Annotated in this window: 17 protein-coding genes; 14 read left to right on the top strand and 3 right to left on the bottom strand. The window is 37.3% G+C overall.

The genetic code is table 11. From position 1 onward, the window contains the following. Positions 1-5 precede the first annotated feature (5 nt). Both NYE52_RS19380 and NYE52_RS19375 read right to left on the bottom strand, forming a co-directional pair. Complete coding sequence (locus tag NYE52_RS19380; protein WP_341194563.1) at positions 6-977, bottom strand: permease prefix domain 1-containing protein; 972 nt, start codon at positions 975-977, stop codon at positions 6-8. Then, a complete protein-coding gene (locus tag NYE52_RS19375) occupies positions 970-1305 on the bottom strand; it encodes a PadR family transcriptional regulator (protein WP_341194562.1) in 336 nt (111 codons plus the stop codon). The genes NYE52_RS19380 and NYE52_RS19375 overlap by 8 nt, the downstream gene beginning before the upstream one ends. Before the next feature lie 294 nt (positions 1306-1599). On the opposite strand from NYE52_RS19375, the gene NYE52_RS19370 reads away from it, so the two are divergent. The 10 genes from NYE52_RS19370 to NYE52_RS19325 all read left to right on the top strand — a co-directional run bounded on the left by NYE52_RS19370 (position 1600) and on the right by NYE52_RS19325 (position 17589). Continuing rightward, positions 1600-7566 carry a lamin tail domain-containing protein gene (locus tag NYE52_RS19370; RefSeq protein ID WP_341194561.1) on the top strand — a complete coding sequence of 1989 codons (5967 nt, stop codon included), beginning with the start codon at positions 1600-1602 and terminating at the stop codon, positions 7564-7566. Between the two features lie 431 nt (positions 7567-7997). Beyond that, complete coding sequence (locus NYE52_RS19365; protein WP_341194560.1) at positions 7998-9203, top strand: ROK family transcriptional regulator; 1206 nt, start codon at positions 7998-8000, stop codon at positions 9201-9203. A gap of 86 nt (positions 9204-9289) precedes the next feature. Continuing rightward, the gene (locus NYE52_RS19360) at positions 9290-10546 is read left to right on the top strand and encodes an ABC transporter substrate-binding protein (protein ID WP_341194559.1); all 1257 of its coding nucleotides are present in this window, start codon (positions 9290-9292) and stop codon (positions 10544-10546) included. Between the two features lie 103 nt (positions 10547-10649). After that, the gene (locus NYE52_RS19355) at positions 10650-11582 is read left to right on the top strand and encodes a carbohydrate ABC transporter permease (protein ID WP_445669153.1); all 933 of its coding nucleotides are present in this window, start codon (positions 10650-10652) and stop codon (positions 11580-11582) included. Between the two features lie 63 nt (positions 11583-11645). After that, positions 11646-12407, top strand: a complete 762-nt coding sequence (locus tag NYE52_RS19350) for a carbohydrate ABC transporter permease (protein WP_341195242.1) — start codon at positions 11646-11648, stop codon at positions 12405-12407. 62 nt (positions 12408-12469) lie between these two features. After that, positions 12470-13483 (top strand): Gfo/Idh/MocA family protein, encoded by a 1014-nt coding sequence (locus NYE52_RS19345; protein ID WP_341194557.1) that lies wholly within the window; start codon positions 12470-12472, stop codon positions 13481-13483. Then, on the top strand, positions 13480-14451 hold the full coding sequence (locus NYE52_RS19340; protein WP_341194556.1) for a Gfo/Idh/MocA family protein: 972 nt from the start codon (positions 13480-13482) through the stop codon (positions 14449-14451). Before NYE52_RS19345 ends, NYE52_RS19340 begins: the two co-directional genes overlap by 4 nt. A 39-nt stretch (positions 14452-14490) precedes the next feature. After that, positions 14491-15324 (top strand): sugar phosphate isomerase/epimerase family protein, encoded by an 834-nt coding sequence (locus tag NYE52_RS19335; RefSeq protein ID WP_341194555.1) that lies wholly within the window; start codon positions 14491-14493, stop codon positions 15322-15324. A gap of 13 nt (positions 15325-15337) precedes the next feature. Next, on the top strand, positions 15338-16321 hold the full coding sequence (locus tag NYE52_RS19330) for a Gfo/Idh/MocA family protein (protein WP_341194554.1): 984 nt from the start codon (positions 15338-15340) through the stop codon (positions 16319-16321). 176 nt (positions 16322-16497) lie between these two features. Beyond that, complete coding sequence (locus tag NYE52_RS19325; RefSeq protein ID WP_341194553.1) at positions 16498-17589, top strand: ABC transporter ATP-binding protein; 1092 nt, start codon at positions 16498-16500, stop codon at positions 17587-17589. 106 nt (positions 17590-17695) lie between these two features. Here NYE52_RS19325 and NYE52_RS19320 read toward each other — a convergent pair whose 3' ends face one another. Then, positions 17696-18604, bottom strand: coding sequence for a Gfo/Idh/MocA family protein (locus NYE52_RS19320; RefSeq protein WP_341194552.1), 909 nt, complete (start codon positions 18602-18604; stop codon positions 17696-17698). 475 nt (positions 18605-19079) lie between these two features. Here NYE52_RS19320 and NYE52_RS19315 point away from each other — a divergent pair, with 475 nt between their 5' ends. From NYE52_RS19315 to NYE52_RS19300, 4 genes are all read left to right on the top strand, one after another. Continuing rightward, on the top strand, positions 19080-19691 hold the full coding sequence (locus NYE52_RS19315; protein ID WP_341194551.1) for a class I SAM-dependent methyltransferase: 612 nt from the start codon (positions 19080-19082) through the stop codon (positions 19689-19691). 104 nt (positions 19692-19795) lie between these two features. After that, positions 19796-20503, top strand: a complete 708-nt coding sequence (locus NYE52_RS19310; RefSeq protein ID WP_341194550.1) for a FadR/GntR family transcriptional regulator — start codon at positions 19796-19798, stop codon at positions 20501-20503. A gap of 173 nt (positions 20504-20676) precedes the next feature. Beyond that, positions 20677-21978, top strand: coding sequence for an aspartate aminotransferase family protein (locus NYE52_RS19305; protein ID WP_341194549.1), 1302 nt, complete (start codon positions 20677-20679; stop codon positions 21976-21978). Between the two features lie 13 nt (positions 21979-21991). Next, on the top strand, positions 21992-23419 hold the full coding sequence (locus NYE52_RS19300; RefSeq protein WP_101729475.1) for an aldehyde dehydrogenase family protein: 1428 nt from the start codon (positions 21992-21994) through the stop codon (positions 23417-23419). Positions 23420-23422: the final 3 nt, after the last annotated feature.

Here is a 23422-nt window from a genome sequence, read left to right as displayed (position 1 = left end):
TCCCTTTATTCTTCTTTTTTCATAATGGTGTAGGCTCCGCTGAACATGGCCATTAGTAGTCCTGCTATTGGGAATATGATCCAATTTATATGCCAGTTTCCGTACACGAATCCGGTGAATAAGAAAATGGCGGTGGCGAGTGGCCAGATGATTGCTGCGAAGGCGCCGATTACTTTTTCTTCTTTCTTTTTTTCAATGGAATAGGATTCTTCCTTTAGTAGTTTTGTGTAAGCATCCATTTTTCCACCATTCACAATAAAAACATAAGTAGCAATGGCAATAAGAAGTAGTAGAACACAAACACCATAGGTAACTGCCTGTTCATTGATTGCGATCGTTACTAATAAAACAACGGGTGATAAGATGCATAGGGAAACACCGATAATAATGGAACGAAAAAAGATTGGCTGATAAGCTTCTTTTGCCATCTCAATTTTTTTGAGCAAATGAATTGGAATCGTAAAGTTACCCTTTTTTTCGATGAATTTATATTTCTCTAATAGCAGACCACTATAAATGAATAAACTAACTGCGATTGCTACAAATAGAAGTAATTGTGCAACGCCAATTAATGTAGCTGTATTTTCTGCTATTCCGTTTAGAAATCCATTATCATATAACGTTAAGAAGAGCACTAAGATAGAGGAACCAAGGATGCAAAGCATCACGCCAATTCCAATCAAATTCATTGCTTTTGAGGTTAGTTGAAAAAAAAGATTTACTTCTTCCTCCGAAAGTTGACGTTCTGATGGTTTCTCTTCATTTAATGGAATGTCCAACTCGCTTAAAAGTTCATCAATATTACCAAATTCCGATATTACAATCCCGATTGCTTCATTTTCTGATTTCCCTGCTTCTTTTAATTCATAATATTTATCCTCCATGTTTGAAAGCATTTCTAGTTTCAGCTTTTCCATTTCGGATGTTTTCGGCAAATTAGCAAAGACGTTGTCTAAATAACTAATGATGCTATTCATTATATCCCTCCTTAATAAATAGGTTAATCACTTCTTGTGTTATAGCCCATTCTTGGCACTTTTCCTGATAATACTTTCTTCCTTCTGCAGTAATGGTGTAGTAAGTCCTTCTTTTTCCATATTCGCCTTCTTTGTAATAGGAGTTAATATAGTTATTCTTAATCAATCGGCTAAAGGCTGAGTAAAGGGTTGTTTCTTTAATAATGTATTTTTCGTTTGTTCGTGTTCTTATATCTTTGGAGATCTCATAACCATAAGAATCCTTTTCCAATAGGAAAAAAAGAATGATGGTGTCATTATATCCTCGTATGACATCACTGCTTATCACAGAATCCCTCCTCACTGATACTTCATTTATCATACTATGACTGTCGTAGTAATTTTACTTTACCATATATACTACGACAGGTGAAGTAAAATGTTAAAAAATTTTTGAGCAAATAGGGGGAAACAGGGGGACGGTTCTAGTGAGGACTAGTCCTCACTAGAACCGTCCCCCTGTTTCCCTTTACACATATTTAACAAAACTTCATGTTTATTAATAGTGGCTTAAATATTCCTTAAAATAAGAAATCTATGATTCTAGTGTGTACGTAAATCAGCTTTAGGGAGGAATGGTCTTGTGTCTTTAAAAAAGAGGATAACAAGGAGGGCTTTTGTCATCTTTGTTATGGTGGTATTTTTCTTTTCTACTTATTTTCCAGCTTTGCCAGGTTTAACTACTTATGCAGCTGAACCAACTGAGCCAACTGGAGAAAAGGCAGAGGAGAAAACACATACAGAAGAGGATAGCAGTCAAGAAGTATCTGACACTATAGTCGAAGAAGAAAAGAAAGTAGCGGATGAAGCAAAAAAGGAAGAAGGAAATACTAGTTTAGAAGAACAATCATCTCCTGATTCTGAACAAGAAGAATTACCTAAGGTTTCGGAACAAAAAGAAGAGCCTGTAACAAATGAGGAAAATCAGCCTCGAGAAAGTGAAAAAACAGATGTAGTAAAGGATGAAAAAACAGAACCAACCGAAGAAGCTCCAAACGAAAACGAACAACAGCAAGTGGACAACCAACAAGAAACCGTTGATTATACAAAGCTACCACCCCTACTTATTACAGAGTTATCACCTGATTCAAAAGGAACGGATAACTTTGAATTTATCGAACTCTATAACAATACCAATCAACCGATGGACTTAAATAGCTATTATTTTTATTACCATTATATTGGTGGTAGTACAGCTGATAAAATAATGTCTATTCCAGCAGCAACAATTGCACCTCAAGAATCGATTATCCTTTGGTTTAATACAAAAGATCTTTTACTAGAGGATTTCAACAATCATTTCAGCACGTCTTTAACAGAACAACAAGTTATTTCTTTTAAGGGAGATTTTCCTGGTTTTGCAAATGGCGGAAATCGTGGAATTATCGTCAAAAATATCGAAGGTCAAGAAGTAGTATCTGCGGCATATTTACCAAGTGAAACAGATAATACAGGCTTAGATGTGCAGTATGCTTTCCCGACGGAAGGAACCGAAATGGAGAAGCAGCAGGTTAAAGCATCCCCAACACCAGGTGTGTTAGGAGAGGGACAAGTGCCAGCAGAGCCGCTCCAGGTAAGTCCGATAACAGAAGATACAGAAGCACCTATTATCACGCATGAAGCAATAACAACAACAAAAGCGGGAGAGGCTATTGCGATTGAAGCAACAATAGCAGATAATCAGAAAAATCCAACCGCTACAATCTATTATCAAGTAGAATCAGACACAGCATTTAAAGCAATAGAGATGAAACAAGATTCAGCAAATCCTCAAAAATTTTCAGCAAGCATACCACAGGAAGAAGTACAAGGTACGATTGAGTACTATTTAGAAGCAACTGATGGTAATCTTCTAGCAAAAACAGCAATATATACGATTGAACTAGAAAAAGAAGAAGGGGCAGAACCAGAGCAGGATACATATAGCGATCGACCACTCTTAATTACGGAGCTTTCTCCTAATTCGATTGGTGGAGGAACGGATTATTACGAATACTTTGAGCTATATAATAATTCGAATCAAGCTTTAAATCTAGCAACCTATTCTTTTTACTATGTATATACCGATAATTCAAGAGAACCCATTTTATTTCCATTACCAGCTACAGAGATTCAATCAAAAGAAAAGCTAGTGTTTTGGTTTAATAACGGGAATAAAACAGTAGAAGATTTTAATAAAGAATATGGGACAAGCCTTACAAGCAACGAATTAGTAATGTTTACAGACACGGCATTCCCAGGCTTCGCTAATGGTGGAAACCGTGCCCTTGAAATAAGGGATGCCCAAGGAAATGTTGTGATTTCCGCTAGTTATTTAGGTTCTGAAAATGACAATGACGGCAAAGTTATTCATTATCAATTTCCACAAGAAGGAACCGAAATGGCGAAGTACAAAGTATTAGCTGATCCTACTCCTGGAAGCATGGAAGTAGATCAGGTTCCAACAAATGTAGTGGAATTGCCTGAGGCGCCAAAGGATACGGAGCCACCGGTTATTTCCCATGATCCAATTAAAACAGCAAAAGCCTTTACAGCAGTTCCAATTGAAGCAAGTGTGACAGATACCGTGGTAGCAAATCCAATTGTCACTGTATTTTATAAAAACTCGGCAGACGAAAGCTTTAAATCATTAGCGTTGAATAAGGATACAAATGGGAAATATTCGACAACCATTCCAGCTGCGGATATAGATGGAGAAATCACTTATTATCTTGTAGCTAGTGACGGAATCAACGAAAGTCAAACAGAAGCATTCAGCCTTTCTGTGGAAAAATCGGATATTGATTTTACTAAGGTTCCTAAATTACTCGTTACAGAGGTAGTTCCTGATAGTGCAAATGTTGGAACGGCCGATGGATATGAGTATATTGAAATCTACAATAATACCGATCAGGCGATAAACTTTAAGGATTATAAAATTCAATATCGTTATAATGCCGATCCCGCAACGGATGTTGTTTGGCCATCTATTCCAGATGATGTGGTAATTGAACCGCAAAAGACACTGGTATTCTGGATTATTAATGGTCAAAACGGTGAAAAAACAGTTGCTGATTTCAATGCCAATTACGGAACAAATCTCGTTGAAAATAAAGAGATTGTGCGAATTAAAAGTGATGGAATGGCAAATGGCAGTATGCGTGGCTTAGTGATTGCTACGAATACAAAGGAAGAGATAAACGTTGCATATTATAATGATGAGGCAACTCAATTAGATACGGCAATGAATATGGGGATTCTTTATAAATTCCCAGAGGATGGTTCCACACAATCCGTAAAAATTAGTACAAAGACAAAGCCAGGAACACCAGGAATGGTAGAGGCTAACCAAGTTCCAACTCAGCCTGTTCATGTAGAAGAGGATCTCGTTGCCCCAATCTTAACAAATGCTACGAATGTGGAAGAAATCCATCAAATGGATGACTTAACAATTCGTGCAAAAGCAACGGATGATAAGGGCATTAAATCTGTTGTTCTTTATTATCGCACAAATGATCAAACCGATTATGAAAAGGTATTATTAACGGTAGATCCGAGTGATATCGAATATTATGCCGCTGTCTTGTATGCAGCGAACTTTATTGCAAAAGAAAGCATCGAATATTATTTTGTCGCAACAGATGGACAAAATGAAGTGACTTCAGAGAAATATGTCATCACCATTAAAAATGATGTTAACAATGAACCAATTCATTTAAATGTTCAGGATCATGATATTTTATCTGGAAATGTTATTTTAAAAGCCGTATCGAAGGAAGCTACTGCAGACGATGTAGAGCTTTCAATTGATGGAAAAAGAGTATTGGAAGAAACATATAGCTCCTTGGAATCCCAAGCTTATCTTGCTGTGGATATTAGTGGGTTAAACATGTATTTCAAAAATGCAATCGCAATGGGAGAGGACATTATTCATCTATTGGATCAAGATAATAATTCAGATTGGAAAACCTTTACGATTCCAATTGATCCAAATAAACTATCCATTGGGGAAAATATTATTACCGTTCGTTCAGGAAATAAAGCATCTCCATTCCAATTAGAAGAAAGTGAAGAAAATAGAGATGACTATAATGTAAGAAATGTTCGTCTTATTTTAGCGGATGGCACGGTAATTAGAGATCCGCAAAAAGCGAATGCATCTCAAGTATTTGATATGGGAGACGATGGTACCTATCGTCCGTTCGAAGACTTTACTTTTACATTAACAGAAGAACAAATGAAAGCAAAAACGTATGTCTGGGATACAACAACTGTTTCAGATGGAGCGTACAGTATTAAAGCAACGGATAAAGAAGAGGAAGTAACTGCTGCAATTCAAGTAGATAATACAGCGCCAGTCATTAAGACGAATATGAAAGCAGAAAAAGAATATAAGGGAGCCTTTACGATTGAAGCAAGTGCAGAGGATGCATTAGCTGGAGTCGAGTCAATAGCTGTAACGTTAGATAATGAAACTATAAGTGTTCCATTTGATACTGCTTCTTCTCAGCTTGCTCCAGGTGTCCATGAGTTAAAGGTCGTTGCAGTAGATAAGGCTGGTAATAAAGCGGAGTCTGTTATTGCATTCAGTGTGACGAATGAAAATCCAAATAAGCCAGAATTAATCTCGCCAGCTAATAATACAGCTACTCCAGTAGACGGGGATCCAGCGTTAAAGGTAAGAGTAACCGATCCAACAGAGGATTCGATGGATGTTCATTATTATAAAGGCTATAAATATGAGGCAACAGATAGTAATGTTCAATCATTTGAAAATGCGAGTGATACAGAACCGCCAGTTGAGCTTGTGCCCGCTGGAGAAAAAGCATTAACAGCTGAGGATGCTTCAGCGATTTCTACCTTAGATGGAAAGTACTTAACAACTGATTCTAGCACTCAATTCCCATACCATCGCTTTGAAGTGGAACTAGACCCTTCTATTGATGAAGAGGACCGAGTCGAGTTAGTGTGGAATGGGAAATCATTAGAAGGAAGAAAGGTTTCCATGTATGCATGGAGTATGAATGAGAATAAATGGAAACTGCTAACGTATAAAATTGCAGGTGCAGAAGATTTTGCCTTAAAGGCAGATGTACAGGTAAACGAGTATGCTGATAAGGCTAATAAAATCAATGTGTTAATTCAGGATGAAATTCCAAGCTCTCCAGATGATTATGATTTTACATTTGTGTGGATGTCGGATACCCAATACTATGCAGAAAGCTATCCATATATTTATAAACGACAAACAGAATGGATTGCGGAAAAACAAGAAGAGCTGAAAATCAAATATGTCTTGCATACAGGTGATGTGGTAGATGAATTTGATGATGAACAGCAATGGATTTATGCGGATGAATATATGCGCACATTAGAAGACTACAAAATTCCGTATGGAGTACTGGCAGGAAATCATGATGTAGACCAATTATCCAATGATTACTCCGAGTTTTCGAAATGGTTTGGAGAGGATCGTTATAAAGACCAACCGCATTATGGAGAATCGTATAAAGATAATCGTGGTCATTATGACTTGATTTCAGCTGGGGGAAATGATTTTATCATGATATACATGGGATGGGGTGTAAATGACGAGGATATGGAATGGATTAACAGTGTGTTAAAACAATATCCTGATCGAAAAGCCATTCTGAATTTCCATGAATATCTATTAGTTTCAGGAAATCGTAGCCCAATTGGGGAAGAAATTTTTCAAAAAGTAGTAGAGAAAAATGAAAATGTATTTCTTGTATTATGTGGGCACTATCATGATTCAGAGACACTAATAAGCGAAATCGACGATGATCAAGACGGAGTAGCAGATCGAAAAGTCTATCAAATGCTAGGTGACTACCAAGGTGGTCCAGAAGGCGGACAAGGCTATATGAAGCTGCTTCACTTCGATCAAACCAATAATCGAATCCTTGTTAATACGTACTCACCGTATTTAGATGATTATAATTTCTATGATCCAGCAGAATATCCATTGAAGGATGAATTAGTGATTGATTTAGATTTATCCGTTCAAGAGAAACAGGTTGCTACTGATTACTTTGCGGTCAATGTTTATACAAATGAAGAAATTGGCAACCAAGAAAACGTAGCAAGCGGGGATACTGCACAAGTCGTTTGGAAGAACCTTGAAGAGGGCCAAGCATATGACTGGTATGTAGTCGCATCCGACAAGTATACTGGAACAGCTATTTCAGATATTTGGTCTTTCACAAAAGGACAACCATCACCTGAAGAACCAACAAAGCCAGGTGATGAAGGTGGAGATGGTGAAGGAAGTGAAGAACCAGAACCACCAACACCATCGAATCCAGATGGTAATAATGGAAATAGTGGGGAAGGGGAAGAACCCCCAACCCCAACGCCAGATAACAATATTGGAAATAGTGGAGGAAACGAACCAACCACTCCATCCACAACAGAACCAAACAAAGAAAAACCAACCATCCAACTACCAAATACAGCCACAGCAAATTATACAATTATGCTGATAGGATTAGTATTATTAGTAGTAGGAATAGTGATTGTTTCCTTCAGAAGAACAAGAAAAGAAGCGTAGGGACGGTTCTACTGATTCCCATCGGCAGACTTCCTATTTCATAAAAGAGCGATAGAACCCATTCCATTTGGTTCTATCGCTATCTTTCGTTTTTAAGAGTACTATTTTCTATAGCCAGATAATATATTTGATATAACTCGACGCCTTCTTCATCATACATAACCATTTAATTTGTAAGATAGTCTGACAAAGAAGACAAACAATTTCAAAAATTGCGAAAATTGGATTTACAACGATCAACATTTATTTTACAATACTTAATAACAGCACTAGAAAAAGTAAGTTAATAGAATCTACACTACACCCACGAATACAATTCAATTCCTACAATACTCATCACAGTCAACCAAATTTATTCCTTCATTAGAGAAAAACACACAAATCTTATTAATGTCATTGGTAAAAGTAAGTAGAGGGAGAGGATATCATTTGTGCAAAGAACTGGAGATTTAAAACTCATACAAGAATTGAATCGGTCCATCATCCTAGATACGATTCGGAAAAAAGGCCCAATATCCCGAAGTCAGGTGGCAAAAAATTTAAAAATAAGCCCCACTACTGTAACTTCAGCAGTCAATGACTTAATTCGTAATGGAATGGTAATTGAAGATGGAGTTGGTCGTTCCAGTGGTGGTAGAAAGCCCGTTCTTCTCCGCTTTAACCCGAATCAGCACTCCATTATGGGGATCTCTATTACTAATTCTTATATCAAAATTGCTGATATGGACTTAGAAGGCAAAATATTAAGGAAGAAAATTCACTCTGTCAATCACCTATACGGCGAGGAAATTATTTCTTTTTTGATGGACATAATCGAACAATTCGTAGCGGAAAGTGATCGATTAGCATTTTGTGAAGGGATATCCATCATAACTCCAGGGATTGTTGATTCCAATACCGGGATGATCTGTTACAATACGAAGCTCAAGCTTTATGATGTTCCATTAAGAGAAATGGTAGAGTCGAAATTTAATTTACCAACTTATTTAGATAATGATGTAAATGCATTTGCATTAGGAGAATATTATTTTGGATCTTTTAGTAGCTATAAAGATATTATGTATCTCACTATTGGTGATGGAGTAGGCTCTGGTCTCATGATTAATGGCGCTGTATATCGGGGTTTCAAAGGAAGCTCTGGAGAAATTGGCCATACAACAGTCGTCCCAGGTGGCACGAAATGTGAATGTGGAAATAATGGCTGTCTAGAAAACTATGTGAACTGGCCGGCTATTTATTCAAATATTGTTTCATCTATTTTGACTAAAGGACGTGATACGGTAATAAAACAATTAATTGATAACGATATTCGAAAAATCACACCAGAAATTTTTGTGGAAGCAATTAATTTACATGATACATTAAGCTTGGAAATTCTCGAGGAGCTTGTTTCCTATCTATCTATTGCAATATCAAATACCATTCATTTACTAAATCCAGAGCTAATTATTATAAGCGGAGAAGTTGTACAAGATAATCCGTTATTGATTGCAAAAATAAGACAGAAATTATCTAAAATGGTTATCCCGATTTTAAAAAATGAAATAAACATTCAAAGTACGTCCTTAGGATCAGACTTTGATTTATTAGGTGCGGCATCTGTCATACTTCAGGGGAAATTTCGTTTCCAATTATAAGGGACATTCTGTTTATAGTTGTCAAATGTTTTTTCGTAATATTCAGAATGAAAAAAGGATAAGAAAAAGAAAAATGGAGGGGTATGATGAAAAAGTTAGTAAGCTTTTGCATAGTAATGGTAGTTTCTGTAATGCTTGTAGCATGTAGCGGCAAATCCTCTGGTGATGGAAAACAAACCTTAGAAGTGGCGCTATGGGATGAAAATGTAAGTGATGCGGTGGATGCATCGATTGAATCATTCAAAAAAGAACATCCAGATGTAAATGTGAAAGTAACCTATACGCCATTTGCTGAATACTGGACAAAATTACGTACAAGTCTTGGCGGTGGTAGTGGACCAGATGTCTTTTGGATGAATGGACCTAACTTTTATCAATATGTTACGTCCGATTTAATTAAAGATCTTGAACCATTCCTTGAAGGGGACGAAGAATTCGCGAAAGAAAATTATTATCCAGCTGTTGTAGATCTTTATTCTTATGAAGATAAGCTATATGCTGCTCCGTACTTTGTGGATTCTGTTGGACTTTTTTATAACAAAAAGTTTTTTGATGAAGCAGGTCTAGATTACCCTGATGAAACTTGGACTTGGGAAGATATTGAAAAGGTTGGAGCTGAGCTTACGAAGCCTGAAGAAGGGACTTATGGTTATCTAAACCAAGTCGTACGAAATCAAGCAGGATATTATAACCTCATGCATCAGGCTGGTGGATATGTCATCAGTGAAGACAAAACGAAATCTGGATTTAATACACCAGAAGCTAAAGAAACATTTGAGTTCTTAAATCGATTAATTGAAAAGAAAATTTCTCCAACTGCACAGGCGCAAATTGAAACAGAAGCAGATCAGTGGTTTATGTCTCAAAAGGTAGCAATGATTCCAGAAATTTCGGTTCATGCAGCTGAATATGAGGAAGTTCTAGGCGAAGATTTAGGTGTTGCCCCGTTACCAAAAGGAAAAGTGGACACATCTATCGTTCATGGGATTGGCTGGGCAATGAATAGCAAAACGAAAGATGAAGATTTAGCTTGGGAATTAATTAAGAGCTTATCCAATAAAGAAGGAACAACCGTTATGGCTGAAACAGGATTTGCTACACCAGCACATATGGAAATCAGTAAAGTTTGGTTAGATTCCCTTCCAAATGTTGAACTACAAGTATTTTTAGATGCGCTTGAAAAAGCGACAGCATACCCAGTATCCGAAAGAACGTCAGAATGGCAAACGGTTGAAACAACAGAAATCCAAGGTGCCTTCTTAGGACAAAAATCAATTGATGAAGCTTTAGAAAAAATTGCGACAGAAATGGATGCCATCTTAGAAGAAGAACAGAAGGATTAACGGTTCAACAGAATACTTCCCTTTTGTTCCATATGAATGCTGGAACAAAAGGGAAGTTGCTTTGAAATAAATAATGGAAGAAGGGAGAGTTCATATGGAAACTATGGTAGTGACTAAGAAAAGTCCAGAGACTGTAGCAAGAAAGAGAAAGAAAAGACGATTCAATCGTGAAGCAATCGCTGCCTATTTATTTATCGCGCCTACTATGTTAGGACTCATCATGTTTTATATATATCCTGCAATTGCTTCCTTTGCTCTGTCCTTTACAAGATGGAATGGTATATCGACTCCAGAATATGTCGGATTAGAAAATTTGATTAAGTTATTTACAGATTCTTCTTTTCTTCGTTCCATTGTTAACACAGCAGTATTTACCTTTGTCTCCGTTCCGTTTACTGTCATCATTGCTATTTTAATAGCGGTCATGCTGAACCAAAGAATAAAAGGAATTGTATTTTACCGAACCTTGTATTTCTTACCAGTAGTTACAATGCCTGTAGCTGTTGGGATGGTATGGAAATGGCTCTATAATACCGATTATGGCTTAATTAACTACATTCTAGGTATCCTTCATCTTCCACAGCCATCTTGGCTATTTGATCCGAAGATTTCTTTAATATCCGTTATTATCGTCTACATATGGATGAGTGTCGGAAATAACATCATTTTAATTTTGGCAGGGCTTCAAGGAATTGAGAAATCCTATTATGAAGCAGCAGAAATTGATGGTGCATCAAGGATTCGAAAGTTTTTTAGTATTACCCTGCCACTTTTAACACCAACATTATTCTTTGTTTTTATTACAGGAATGATTAGTTCCCTACAAGTATTCGACTTATTATTTGTCATGATTGGTAATAGTACAGCACTATTGGAACCACTTCGTACTATTGTTTATGGAGTATATGAATCTGGCTTTAAATATGGAGAAATGGGGATAGCCTCTGCACAAGCATTTATCTTGTTTCTTGCGATTCTGTTGATGACGATTATCCAATTTATTTTCCAAAAGAAATGGGTTTATTACGATTCTTAATAAGGGGGGGGTTGCTTGAAGCGTGTTTCTAAACATTTACTACTAATTATCGGCGCATTTATCATGATTGTGCCATTTTTATGGATGATTACAACTTCTCTAAAGTCTTATGGAGAATCCATGCAAGTTCCGCCAACGATTATTCCAAAAGAATGGCATTTTGAGAATTATAGTAACGTCTTTGATTCTGTAAATTTCTTAAAATATTACATTAATACCATCATTCTCACCTTAGGTAGAACGATTGGTCAGTTAATTTTGTGTTCCTTGGCGGCATTTGCTTTTGCTCGATTAAACTTTCCAGGGAAAAATGTTCTCTTTATTTTAATGCTTTCCGTGTTGATGGTTCCTGCTCAAGTTATTTTAATACCAAACTATGCAACGTTAACACAATTAGGTTGGATTGATACCTTCTTTGCCTTGATTGTTCCAGGTATCTTTAGCGCATATGGCACCTTCTTATTACGCCAATTCTTCATGGGAATCCCGAAAGAGCTAGATGAGGCAGCGAAAATTGATGGCTGCTCGTACTTTGGAATCTACTGGAGAATTATTTTGCCGAATTCTACACCAGCACTTACTGCTTTAGGTATTTTTACGATTCTTGCTGCGTGGAATGACTTTTTATGGCCACTTGTTATGACCAGCTCCGACTCCATGAGGGTATTGTCTGTTGGAATATCAACATTTTCTGGTCAATATTCAACAGATTATCCTTTATTAATGGCAGGTGCTGTCTTATCTACGATTCCTATGCTGCTAATGTTCATTTTTCTGCAAAAACATTTACTTGCGGGAATTGCCCTTGGCGGCGTTAGAAGATAAAAGGAAGCTTCCGGTAGTAGTAACAGATTCATTAATAAAAAAAGAAAAGGGAGTGTTTGTTTATGTTAAAAGCACTAGTCATTGGTGCGGGAACAATGGGAAGTACCCATTCCTTCGCTTATTCGACAATGGAAGATGTTCAATTAGTAGGAATTGTGGACACAAACCTTTCAAAAGCGAAAGAATTAGCAGGAATTCTTGGAACTAAAGCATTTGCAAGCTATGAGGAAGCGCTAAATACACTTGAGGTCATTGATGTTGTATCTGTTTGTGTGCCGACCCCTTTTCATAAAGAATATGTAAAAAAGGTAGCAGATTGTCAATTCGACGTTATTTGTGAAAAGCCATTAGCTCGAAATTTAAAAGATGCACAAGAAATTATGGATTATTGTAAGGAAAAAGAAGTGAAGCTCTTTGTAGGTCATGTCGTTCGTTTTTTCCCAGAATACAAGCGTGCAAAGCAGATAGTAGAAGAAGGGAAAATTGGCAAACCAGCTGTCGTAAATACGAAAAGGGGTGGAGGTTTTCCATCAGCTTCTAGAGATTGGTATGCCGATTATAACAGCAGTGGTGGATTAGTATTAGATTTAATGATCCACGATTTTGACTACTTACGTTGGTGCTTTGGTGAGGTAGAACGAGTATATGCAAAAAGTGCACAAGGAAGAGCAATCGCGAAGCTGGATTATGCATTAGTAACATTACGCTTTAAAAGTGGTGTAATTGCTCATTTGGAAGGAACATGGGCACATCAAAATTTCTCCACTAAATTTGAAATGGCTGGCAAAGAAGGAATCATTCAATATGATAGCTCAAAAACAGCTCCGCTTGTGAAAGGCATTAATCAAAGTGATACAGGTTCAGTCGGTGTTGCTGTTCCAGATAGTCCGTTAAAAGAAAATCCATATGTAACCGAATTAAAGCATTTTATTTCATGTATTAAAAATCAGGAAGAACCAATTGTAACTCCTCTAGATGCTTATAAAGCAATGGAAATTGCGTTAGCTGCTATTGAGTCAATTAAGCAAGGAAAAGTAGTGGAATTACGTAATCAAGAAATGGAGGTAAGAATATGAAAGTAGGAATTATTAGTTTTGCCCATGGTCATGCGTATGCATATGCGGAGGCATTAAAAAAAATGGAAGGCGTTGAATTAGTGGGGATAGCTGATGACAATGAAACACGAGGAGTAGAAGCCTCAATGAGATACAATACTAGCTATTATCCTACCTATGAGGAGCTTTTGAATCAGGATTTGGAAGCTGTCATTATCACTTCCGAAAACGCGAAACATCATGAACATGTGCTTGCTGCTGCGAAGCAAGGAAAACATATTTTATGCGAAAAGCCAATTGCAACAAACAAGCAGGATGCAGTTGAAATGATTAAGGCTTGTAAAGAAAATAATGTGTTCCTGCAAATTGCCTTTCCTGTACGCTTTAGTACACCAGTTGCGAAAGCAAAGCAAATTATTGAAGACGGCGAACTTGGAAGTATTGTCGCAATTAAAGGGACGAATCGCGGAACAAATCCAGGTGGCTGGTTTGTGGATAAAGAAAAATCTGGCGGTGGAGCAGTAATGGACCATACCGTTCATTTAGTGGACATTATGCGATGGTATATGGGCTCCGATGTGAAGGAAGTTTATGCGGAGGTAGACAATCTTATTTCCGATATTGCTATTGATGATTGTGGAATTGTAACAATGGAATTTGAAAACAATGTGTTTGCCTCTATTGATTGCAGTTGGTCACGTAATAAGACATTCCCAACATGGGGAGATGTTACATTAGAAATTGTTGGGACGAAAGGAACGCTGACAGTTGATGCTTTTGCACAGAAAACGGATGTATATAGCATGGACGGAGCAACATGGGATTTTTGGGGAGAAGATATGAACCAGGATCTTGTGGAAGATTTTGTTTCGAACGTGAAGAATGGAGTACCGCCAACTATTACAGGGGAAGATGGTCTAAAAGCAATGGAGGTTGCGCTTGCAGGCTATGAATCTGCGAAAAGAAAAGGTCCGGTATTAATCGGATAAAAATACTACTACTGCAATCTATTTTGGGAGGAATAAATAATGCTAAAAGGGATTAACCAGTGGTGTTATCCAGATAATACGCCATTAGAGATGGTATTTCAGTATAGTCGTGACGCAGGATTTGAAGCGGTAGAGCTAAATATTAGCATGGATGGCATTGGTCTTACGATGAATACGTCTAGGGAAGAGGCAAAGCAAATTCGAGAAATGGCAGATCATTATGGTTTACAGCTTAAAAGTATTTCTACGAACCTATTATGGAAATTTCCCCTTTCTCATCAGGATGATAAGGTGCGGGAACAAGGGAGAAAAGTGGTGGAAAAACAAATAGAATTAGCTTCTTTTATTGGTGCCGATACGGTTTTAGTCGTGCCAGGCGTGGTCAATGAGGAAACTTCTTATCTTGATTGTTATAATCGCAGTCAAGAAGAGTTAAGAAAAGTAGTGCCACTTGCTGAAAAACAAAATGTTCATATAGGAATTGAAAATGTATGGAATAAGTTTTTGCTTTCTCCATTAGAGATGGCCAGGTATATTGACGAGTTCCATTCCGATTATATGGGTGCCTATTATGATGTCGGGAATACCTTGCAATTTGGATATCCAGAACAATGGATTGAGATATTAGGAGACCGAATCCGAAAAATTCACGTCAAGGATTTCAAGCAAAGTGTGGGGAATATTACTGGTTTTGTCCCACTTTTAGCAGGTGATGTAAATTGGAAAAAAGTGTTCCAGGCATTAAAGCAGATAGGGTATAAGGATACTGTTACTGCTGAAATACCAGCCTATGCCTATGGACCACAATACCTTGCCGAAGATACGGCGAAGCATCTGGATATTATGTTAAAACACGAAATGGTGAACCATTAGAAGGGTGGAAGTCATGGGGAAAGTTCGCGTTGGCTTTGTAGGTGTCGGAGGAATAGGATCGGTCCATTTGAAAAACATTGATTTGAATGAACAAGCAGAAATGGTAGCAGTATGTGATATTTCCGCAGAGCAAGCGGTAGCTGTGGGCAAACAATATCAAGTTCCTTCCTATACGGATGTGAATAAAATGCTGGAGGAAAATTCATTTGATGCTCTATTTATATGTGTGCCCCCATTTGCCCATGGGGATATAGAAGAAAAGGCAGCAGCAAAGGGCATTCATTTAATGGTAGAAAAACCAGTTGGCCTAGACTTAGAGACAGTAAAGAAGAAATATGAGGTTATTAAAGACTCTGGGATTATTTGTGCGACAGGCTACTGTTTGCGTTACTTAGATACTGTCGCGAAAGCAAAGGAATATTTACAAGATAAAGAGATTGCTATGGTTAACGGCTATTATTTTACTAAATTTGTACCAACTCCGTGGTATCGTGAGCAATCCAAATCTGGGGGACAATTAGTAGAACAAGCAACCCATACGTTAGATTTAATCCGATACTTAACAGGGGATATGGATAAAATCTATGCCAATATGAATCTATTAGTTTCAAAGGATATTCCTAATATTGATATACCAGATGTCACTTCTGTTAATTTTACATTCAAGAACGGGGCAATTGGTCATTTAAGCTGTTCCTTTATTCAACCAGATCACCGAATGGGACTAGAAATTTTGGGAAAGGAGTTTCGCGTTGCCGTTGATGGCTCGAATGTAACGATTACAGATAAATATTCAACGATTACCTATCGACCGAAGCTGAATTATTATGAGGCACAGGATCAAGCTTTTATTAAAGCAATCGCGACTAATCAGCCTGATTTAATTCTGTCCTCCTATGAAAATGGAGCGCAAACACTGGCTGCTACGCTTGCAGCAAATAAATCGCAGGAAAAGGGGACACCGATAGATTTAAGGGAATATTATGCTTCTATGTAATCATTACTTGATTCAAGAATATAAATGTTGTATTACTTGCAAAAAAAAGAGAGCAGATACTGATATGCTATGCCTCTGCTGAAAAAACATCTAGATTAGCGGTGATTGCAAGGGAAGAGAGCACTTAGAAGGAAAGAAAAAATCCCGTTTTTTAGGATGTTAATAGGAGGAATAGTATGGCTGAATTAAATTTAAAGCATATTTACAAAATATACGATAAAGATTTGGCAGCAGTGAAAGATTTTAATCTACATATTAAAGATAAAGAATTTATCGTATTTGTAGGACCTTCAGGATGTGGAAAATCGACGACTTTAAGAATGGTCGCAGGTCTTGAAGAAATTTCAGAAGGGGAATTTTATATCGATGATGAGCTGGTGAATGATATAGCCCCTAAAGATCGCGATATCGCAATGGTTTTCCAAAATTATGCTTTGTATCCTCATATGAATGTCTTTGATAATATGGCATTCGGATTGAAGCTTCGCAAATTTCCAAAGGAGGAAATAAAGCGCCGTGTAGAGGAAGCCGCAAAGATGCTTGGATTAGAACCATATTTAAAAAGAAAGCCGAAAGCTCTATCAGGAGGACAGCGGCAGCGTGTTGCTTTAGGGCGGGCAATTGTCAGAGATGCCAAGGTATTTTTAATGGATGAACCACTTTCCAATCTAGATGCAAAACTCCGTGTACAAATGCGTGCAGAAATATCAAAGCTCCATCAAAGACTGCAGACGACAACGATTTATGTAACACATGACCAAACAGAAGCAATGACGATGGCGACTCGATTGGTCGTAATGAAAGATGGAGTGATTCAACAAGTAGGGACACCGAAAGAGGTTTATGACCATCCAGTTAATGTCTTCGTTGCAGGATTTATTGGATCACCTGCTATGAATTTCTTCTCTGGACGAATCGAAGGAAATGCCTTTCTAACAGAGGGAGAGATCATTCATTTGCCAGAGGAAAAGGTAGAAAAATTAAATGCGTTAAAAAAATCAGGGGAAGCTATCATCCTTGGTATTAGACCAGAGAATATTTATGTAAAACAAAGTGATCATCAATCCTATGCCCAAGTAAATGCTAGGGTTGATGTGGTGGAACTTATGGGAGCAGAAACCCTGCTTTATTCCTCCATAGGAGAAGATAATTCCTATGTAGCAAAAGTAGACGGCAGTACCAACGTAAAACCAGGCGAAACCATCCCATTTTATTTTGATATAGATAAATGCCACTTTTTTGATAAAGAAACCGAAGAAAAGATATAAGGAATCGTGGGGACGGTTCTACTGCTTCCCTTTGGAATATATAGGATAAGCAGGCATCTATACCAGTAAAGGGGATAGATGCCTTTTTGAGTATGAGAGGGAAGCGTTAGAACCGTCCCTCTGCTTCCCTTACAATCCTTTCACAAATCTCATGTGTTTTCAATGAGTCGCCAATTGATGGATCTGGGTCTTTCTTGTTTTGGATGCAATCGATAAAATGGTCAATGATCTGATAGAATCCTCTTTTGTATAGGGTAGGCTCCCAGTCTCCGAATTTAGAAATGTGGATTTCTTTGTTATGGAAGTGGGTTGTCTCCACAAGGCTGTTTACGACGTATTTATCTTTTCCTGTGGAATATTCAATGATTTCTTCCGTTACCCCGCCGTTTCTGTTCATTATTCCGATGGCAATACAGCCTTCTCCAATCAGTTGAATAACTAAGCTGTTAAGTGTGTCTCCTTCTTTCAGGCATTCTACCTTTACATCTTTTACTTCAGTACCCATCAAAAATCTAAGGGTATCTATGACGTGAATAAAATCCTCTACAACAAATCTTCTTATATAGTCTGGTGCAGCGTAGCGATTTTTTTGCATAAGAATGAGATTTGCCTTCCCAGATTCCTTTAATTCCTTTACTTTGGGGATAAATCTTCTGTTGAATCCGACCATCGCGATTTTTCCCGTTTTTTTTGCTAGGGTTACGATTCGTTCTGTTTCCTTGTAGTCCATCGAAATGGGCTTGTCTATGTAAATATGAATATCATTTTCTAACAATTTTTCCGCTATCTCGAAATGAGCTTCTGTAGCTGTACTAATAAATGCTGCATCAATTTTTCTGCTGATTAGTTCTTCTACCGTTTGAACATTTTCTTTTATTCTATATTTCTTTGATAGCTTGTTTAGTGTCTCCTCATTTCTAGTACAAAGGACGAGCTCTATTCCTTCTTTTTCAGACAGCACTGGTAAATAGGCTTTCTTTGCAATATCTCCTAATCCGATAAGACCAATCTTCAATGTGAATTCACCTCAATAAGTATGTTGTAAGATACAGAATTAATTCTGTATCTTTACTAGTATAGCAGGGGAATCAGGGGGACGGTTCTACTGAGGACCTTTTTTATATGAGTCTGATAATTGCCCCCCCATTCTATGAAAGGGCAGAAGAAGGACCGTTCCTAAGAGGTTTTACTCACACTTTAGTCGGTCTAATTCCTTTTGACCTTTCTTTAATTGTATTCCCCAATAGATACTTCTTAGTTTCAGAACGCCAACTATAGACCAAGCAAATAAGTTAGATATTAACAACCAGTTTAGTAAATTCAATGAGATCACCTCGAGTTTTTTTGTGATTTGAGTTTCCTTTAATTCTACAAGAAAAGGAAACTTAATCCAATAAAAAGGGGCGTTTTTATATAGATAGTTCACAAAGGGAAGCAGAAGAACCATCCCTCTGAGGTATAATAGAATGAACAAAGGAGGCTGAAACGACGTGGGCAAGTTGTTTCCGTATTTATATGATTTAGGAATGAAGCCGTTAGAGGATGGAAGGTTTTACACAATAAGAAAAGAACTGATTAGTAAAGTGAAGGGGAGAGTATTAGAAATCGGCTCTGGTTCGGGTATTAATTTCCCCTTCTATCGAAATGTGGAGCAAGTAGATGCGATTGAACCAAATCCTGCCATGAGGAAGAAAGCTAGAAGTAAATTAGAGAAGGCAGCTGTGCCGATTTTTTGTCATGAACAAAAGGCAGAACAGCTTCTTTTTCCTAATCAAACGTTTGATTATGTAATTTCTACTCTTGTTTTTTGTACGATTCCTAACCCTGAAGCGGCATTGAAAGAAATGATTCGCGTAAGTAAACCAAATGCAACCTTTTACTTCTTTGAACATGTGAAAATGGATAATGCCATATTGGGGAAGACGCAAGATCTTTTAACTCCATTTTGGAAAGTTATTTGCGATGGCTGCCATTTAAATCGAAATACGGTAGAAATAATTAAAGACGCTGGATTGCAGATCAAGGAAATAAAGTATTACTATAAAGGGTTATTTATTATGGTAGAATGCACTATCCAACACGAAACGGTTAATGTTCACTAGGCAGATGCGGAAAAAAATGATAAAGTAATAATATTCAGAATAAACTGGTATTACCGGTAGGATGAAAAAGGAGAATTTGTTCTCGTAAAAAGGTGGTAAACAGCATGAACGCGGCTCTTTATAATGATATTGTGAAAACAATTGAGAATAGCATTTTAAATGGGGAATTAAAAGTTGGATCGAAACTTATGTCAGAAAGGGAGCTAGCAGCATATTATCAGGTTAGTAGAAATGTCGTAAGAGAAGCGATAAAAATCTTAAAGGAAAAAGGCTATGTACAAGTACATGTTGGTAAGGGAGCTTATGTAAAGAAGCCAGAAGCATCTGTTGTAGCAGATTCCTTAAGCCGATTTGTCGATAAGTCTTTATCAGGTATTCGCAATATACTAGAGGTTCGTGAAGTACTAGAAATTTCTATTATTCAAAGGGCATCGGTCTATGCTACACAGAAAAATATGGATACATTGAAATCTATTTATGAAGAAATGGAGCAAAATCGTTTTTTCGTGGATCAATATGTTCAATTAGATGCAAAATTTCATATGGAACTGGCAAAATCGGTACCCAATGAATTATTTTATATATTGACCAAGTCCTTTTCCGACTTATCTGATCAAGTTGTTTATTTGACAAAGATTAATCCAGCAAGTATTGAATTAGCGCAAAGGCAGCATTTAGAAATGATTGAAGCAATACAAACAAGGGATGAAAAGAGAGCAGTAAAGGTAATGAAGCAGCATCTAAATACAGTCAAGGAAGATATTCAACTGTTAGAAAATGCAGGAAAGCAAGTGAATAGTGCTTTGGAATAAACCAGTGGAATGCTATTGGTTTATTTTTTATTTATGAAATATCAGAAAATTATAAAAAGTGTGTCAGATTATATAACCGATTGATTGCAGGGGGATAATTAGTGATTTATATTAGGGTTATCCAACCGGTAGTACCAGTTGAATAATTATGATAAAAAAGGGAGTTTTGCCTAATGGAATCAAGATCTTTATATGAAAGAGCACTTTCTGTTATTCCACCAGTAGGAAAAAGAATTACAGAATTAGGGATTGTAAAGGCAGAAGGCATGTATTTATATGATGAAAATAGAAAGAAGTATTTAGACTTTGGCAGTGGAATTGGTGTAACGAATGTCGGTCATAATCACCCATATGTCAATGATATGGCGAAAAAGCAAATTGATTCTTTAGTGCATGGTTGCCATAATATTGTCTATTATCCTGTCTATGTAGAATTAGCAGAGAAACTAGTGGAATTAATGGGTGGAGATTATAAAGTTTATTTTTCCAATAGTGGAGCAGAAGCAGTAGAAGGAGTGATAAAACTAGCAAAAAGGGTCACAAAACGCCCAGGAATTATTTCCTTTAAACGAAGCTTTCATGGAAGAACAATGGGAGCTACTAGTATAACTGCCTCTAGTTCCCATTATCGAAAAAACTATGAAGGATTATTACCAAGTGTCTATTATGCGGAATATCCTTATGCGTTACGTTCTGGTTTAACAGAAGCGGAAGAAGTAAAACGTTGTGTAAAAAGCTTAGAGGATATTTTTTCCTATTTAATTGCTCCTGATCAAGTTGCTGCGATCATTTTAGAACCTATTCAAGGAGAAGGTGGCTATATTGTTCCGCCAATGGAATTTATCAAAGAAATGCGTGCGATTTGTGATAAACATGGAATTATGCTTATTTTTGATGAGGTCCAAACAGGATTTGGGCGTACTGGAAAAATGTTTGCATGGGAGCACTATGGCATTAAACCAGATATTTTGTCGGTAGCAAAAGGGATTGCCAATGGCTTCCCACTAAGTGCCATGATTGCGAAAAAGGAAATAATGGATCAATGGGAAGAAGGGGCTCATGGTGGAACCTATGGTGGAAATCCAGTATCCTGTGCAGCTGCTTTAGCGGTAATTGAGTTGCTAGAAGGAGGACTAATTTCTAATGCAGCTATAATGGGGGATTACTTTATTGATAAATTAACAGAGCTACAAACAGAGTTTCCAAGCATTGTAGATATACGCGGAAAAGGTTTAATGATTGGGATTGAGTTTTTTGATGAAAAGGGAGAACCTGATAAAAAGATAGCGAGCATCGTCCAAAAGATAGCATTAGATAAAGGGTTATTGCTTTTAGTTTGTGGAGTGGATAAGAATGTCATTCGCTTTATTCCTCCAACGATTGTAAAAAAAGAGGAAATAGATGAAGCCATTTCGATTATCCGTACGTCATTAGAAGAAGCTTATTCTAGTATTCTTCCAAAGATTGGTGGATAAGGGGGAATGTATTTTGCAAATAACCAATTATATCAATGGTCAATGGCTAGATCCTTCAGGGATGGAGTGTTTTCAAACCATTAATCCACATTCGAAAGCAATACTTGAACAAATAGGAGAAAGCACCATAGACGATATGAAAGCAGCGATTGATGCAGCAAATGCGGCAAGTGAAGGATGGAAACATATGCCTTCTCCGAAAAGAGGTCACTATTTGATAGAGGCTGCTAAGTGGTTGGCTGATCATTTAGAGGAGATTGCCTATGATTTGACGAGGGAAATTGGTAAAACAATTGGAGAAGCAAAGGGAGAAGTGAATCGATCTATTCAGACGCTATATTATTATGCGGCTGAAGGATTGCAGCCGATTGGCGAAGTTATTCCTTCTTCTAATGAAAATATACTAATCTATACAAAACGTGAACCAATTGGACCGGTTGGCTTGATTACGCCATGGAATTTTCCGATTGCCATTCCGACATGGAAGCTTGCGCCGGCACTTATTTATGGGAATACAGTTGTATTAAAACCGTCGGAGTATGCTCCTAAATCTGCTTATTATTTAATGAAAGCATTGGATCACGCAAGAATTCCTGCTGGTGTTGTGAATTGTGTTTTTGGCACTCAAGTAGATATTGGGAAAACGTTAGTAGATTCAGAGAAAATTAAAGGAATCTCTTTCACTGGTTCGACTGAAGTGGGAAAAATTATTGGAGTACAAGCTGCAAGTAAAGGGAAAAAAGTACAGCTAGAAATGGGCGGAAAAAATGCCATTGTGGTCCTTAAGGATGCAAATTTACAAAAAGCGGTAGATTCTATTATTACAGATGCCTATTCTGCTGCCGGGCAAAAATGTACTGCAGCTAGCCGAATCTTGATTGAAGCTGAGGTATATAATCAAGTGAAAAACATGCTCAAAGAACGCACGGAGGAAATAGCTATTGGGGATCCTCATAAAGAAGGGACACTGTTAGGACCAGTTGCTACGGAGAAACAATATGATTTGGTGCAACAAAAGATGGAAAATGGTAAGGCAACGATGAATCTGGTAATAGAAAAAAACATAGAGATGCAGGAAGGCTACTATATTAAGCCTACTATATTTGAAACGAAAGATCCTGTAAGTGAATTTATAGACCAAGAAATTTTTGGACCAGTTATCACATTGCTAGAAATAAATAACATGAATGAAGCGATAAAAGAAGTAAATCGATCGAAATATGGATTAAGTGCATCCATCTTTACTACTAATCTAGAAAATGCACAGCGATTTATTCAGCACGTTGATGTAGGTATGGTACATATAAACACAGGCACTGTCTTTACAGAGCTTCAAGCACCTTTTGGAGGTATGAAAGATTCCAGTTACGGCCCTAAAGAACAAGGGAAGGAAGCAATCGAGTTTTATACAATGAGTAAAACAATTTATCAAAGTATATAAAAG

Origin of the sequence: Niallia sp. FSL W8-0635, from assembly GCF_038007965.1 — a bacterium.
GTDB lineage: Bacteria > Bacillota > Bacilli > Bacillales > Cytobacillaceae > Niallia.
Note: the sequence above shows the minus strand (reverse complement) of the source record. Positions and strands in the feature narration are given on the sequence as shown.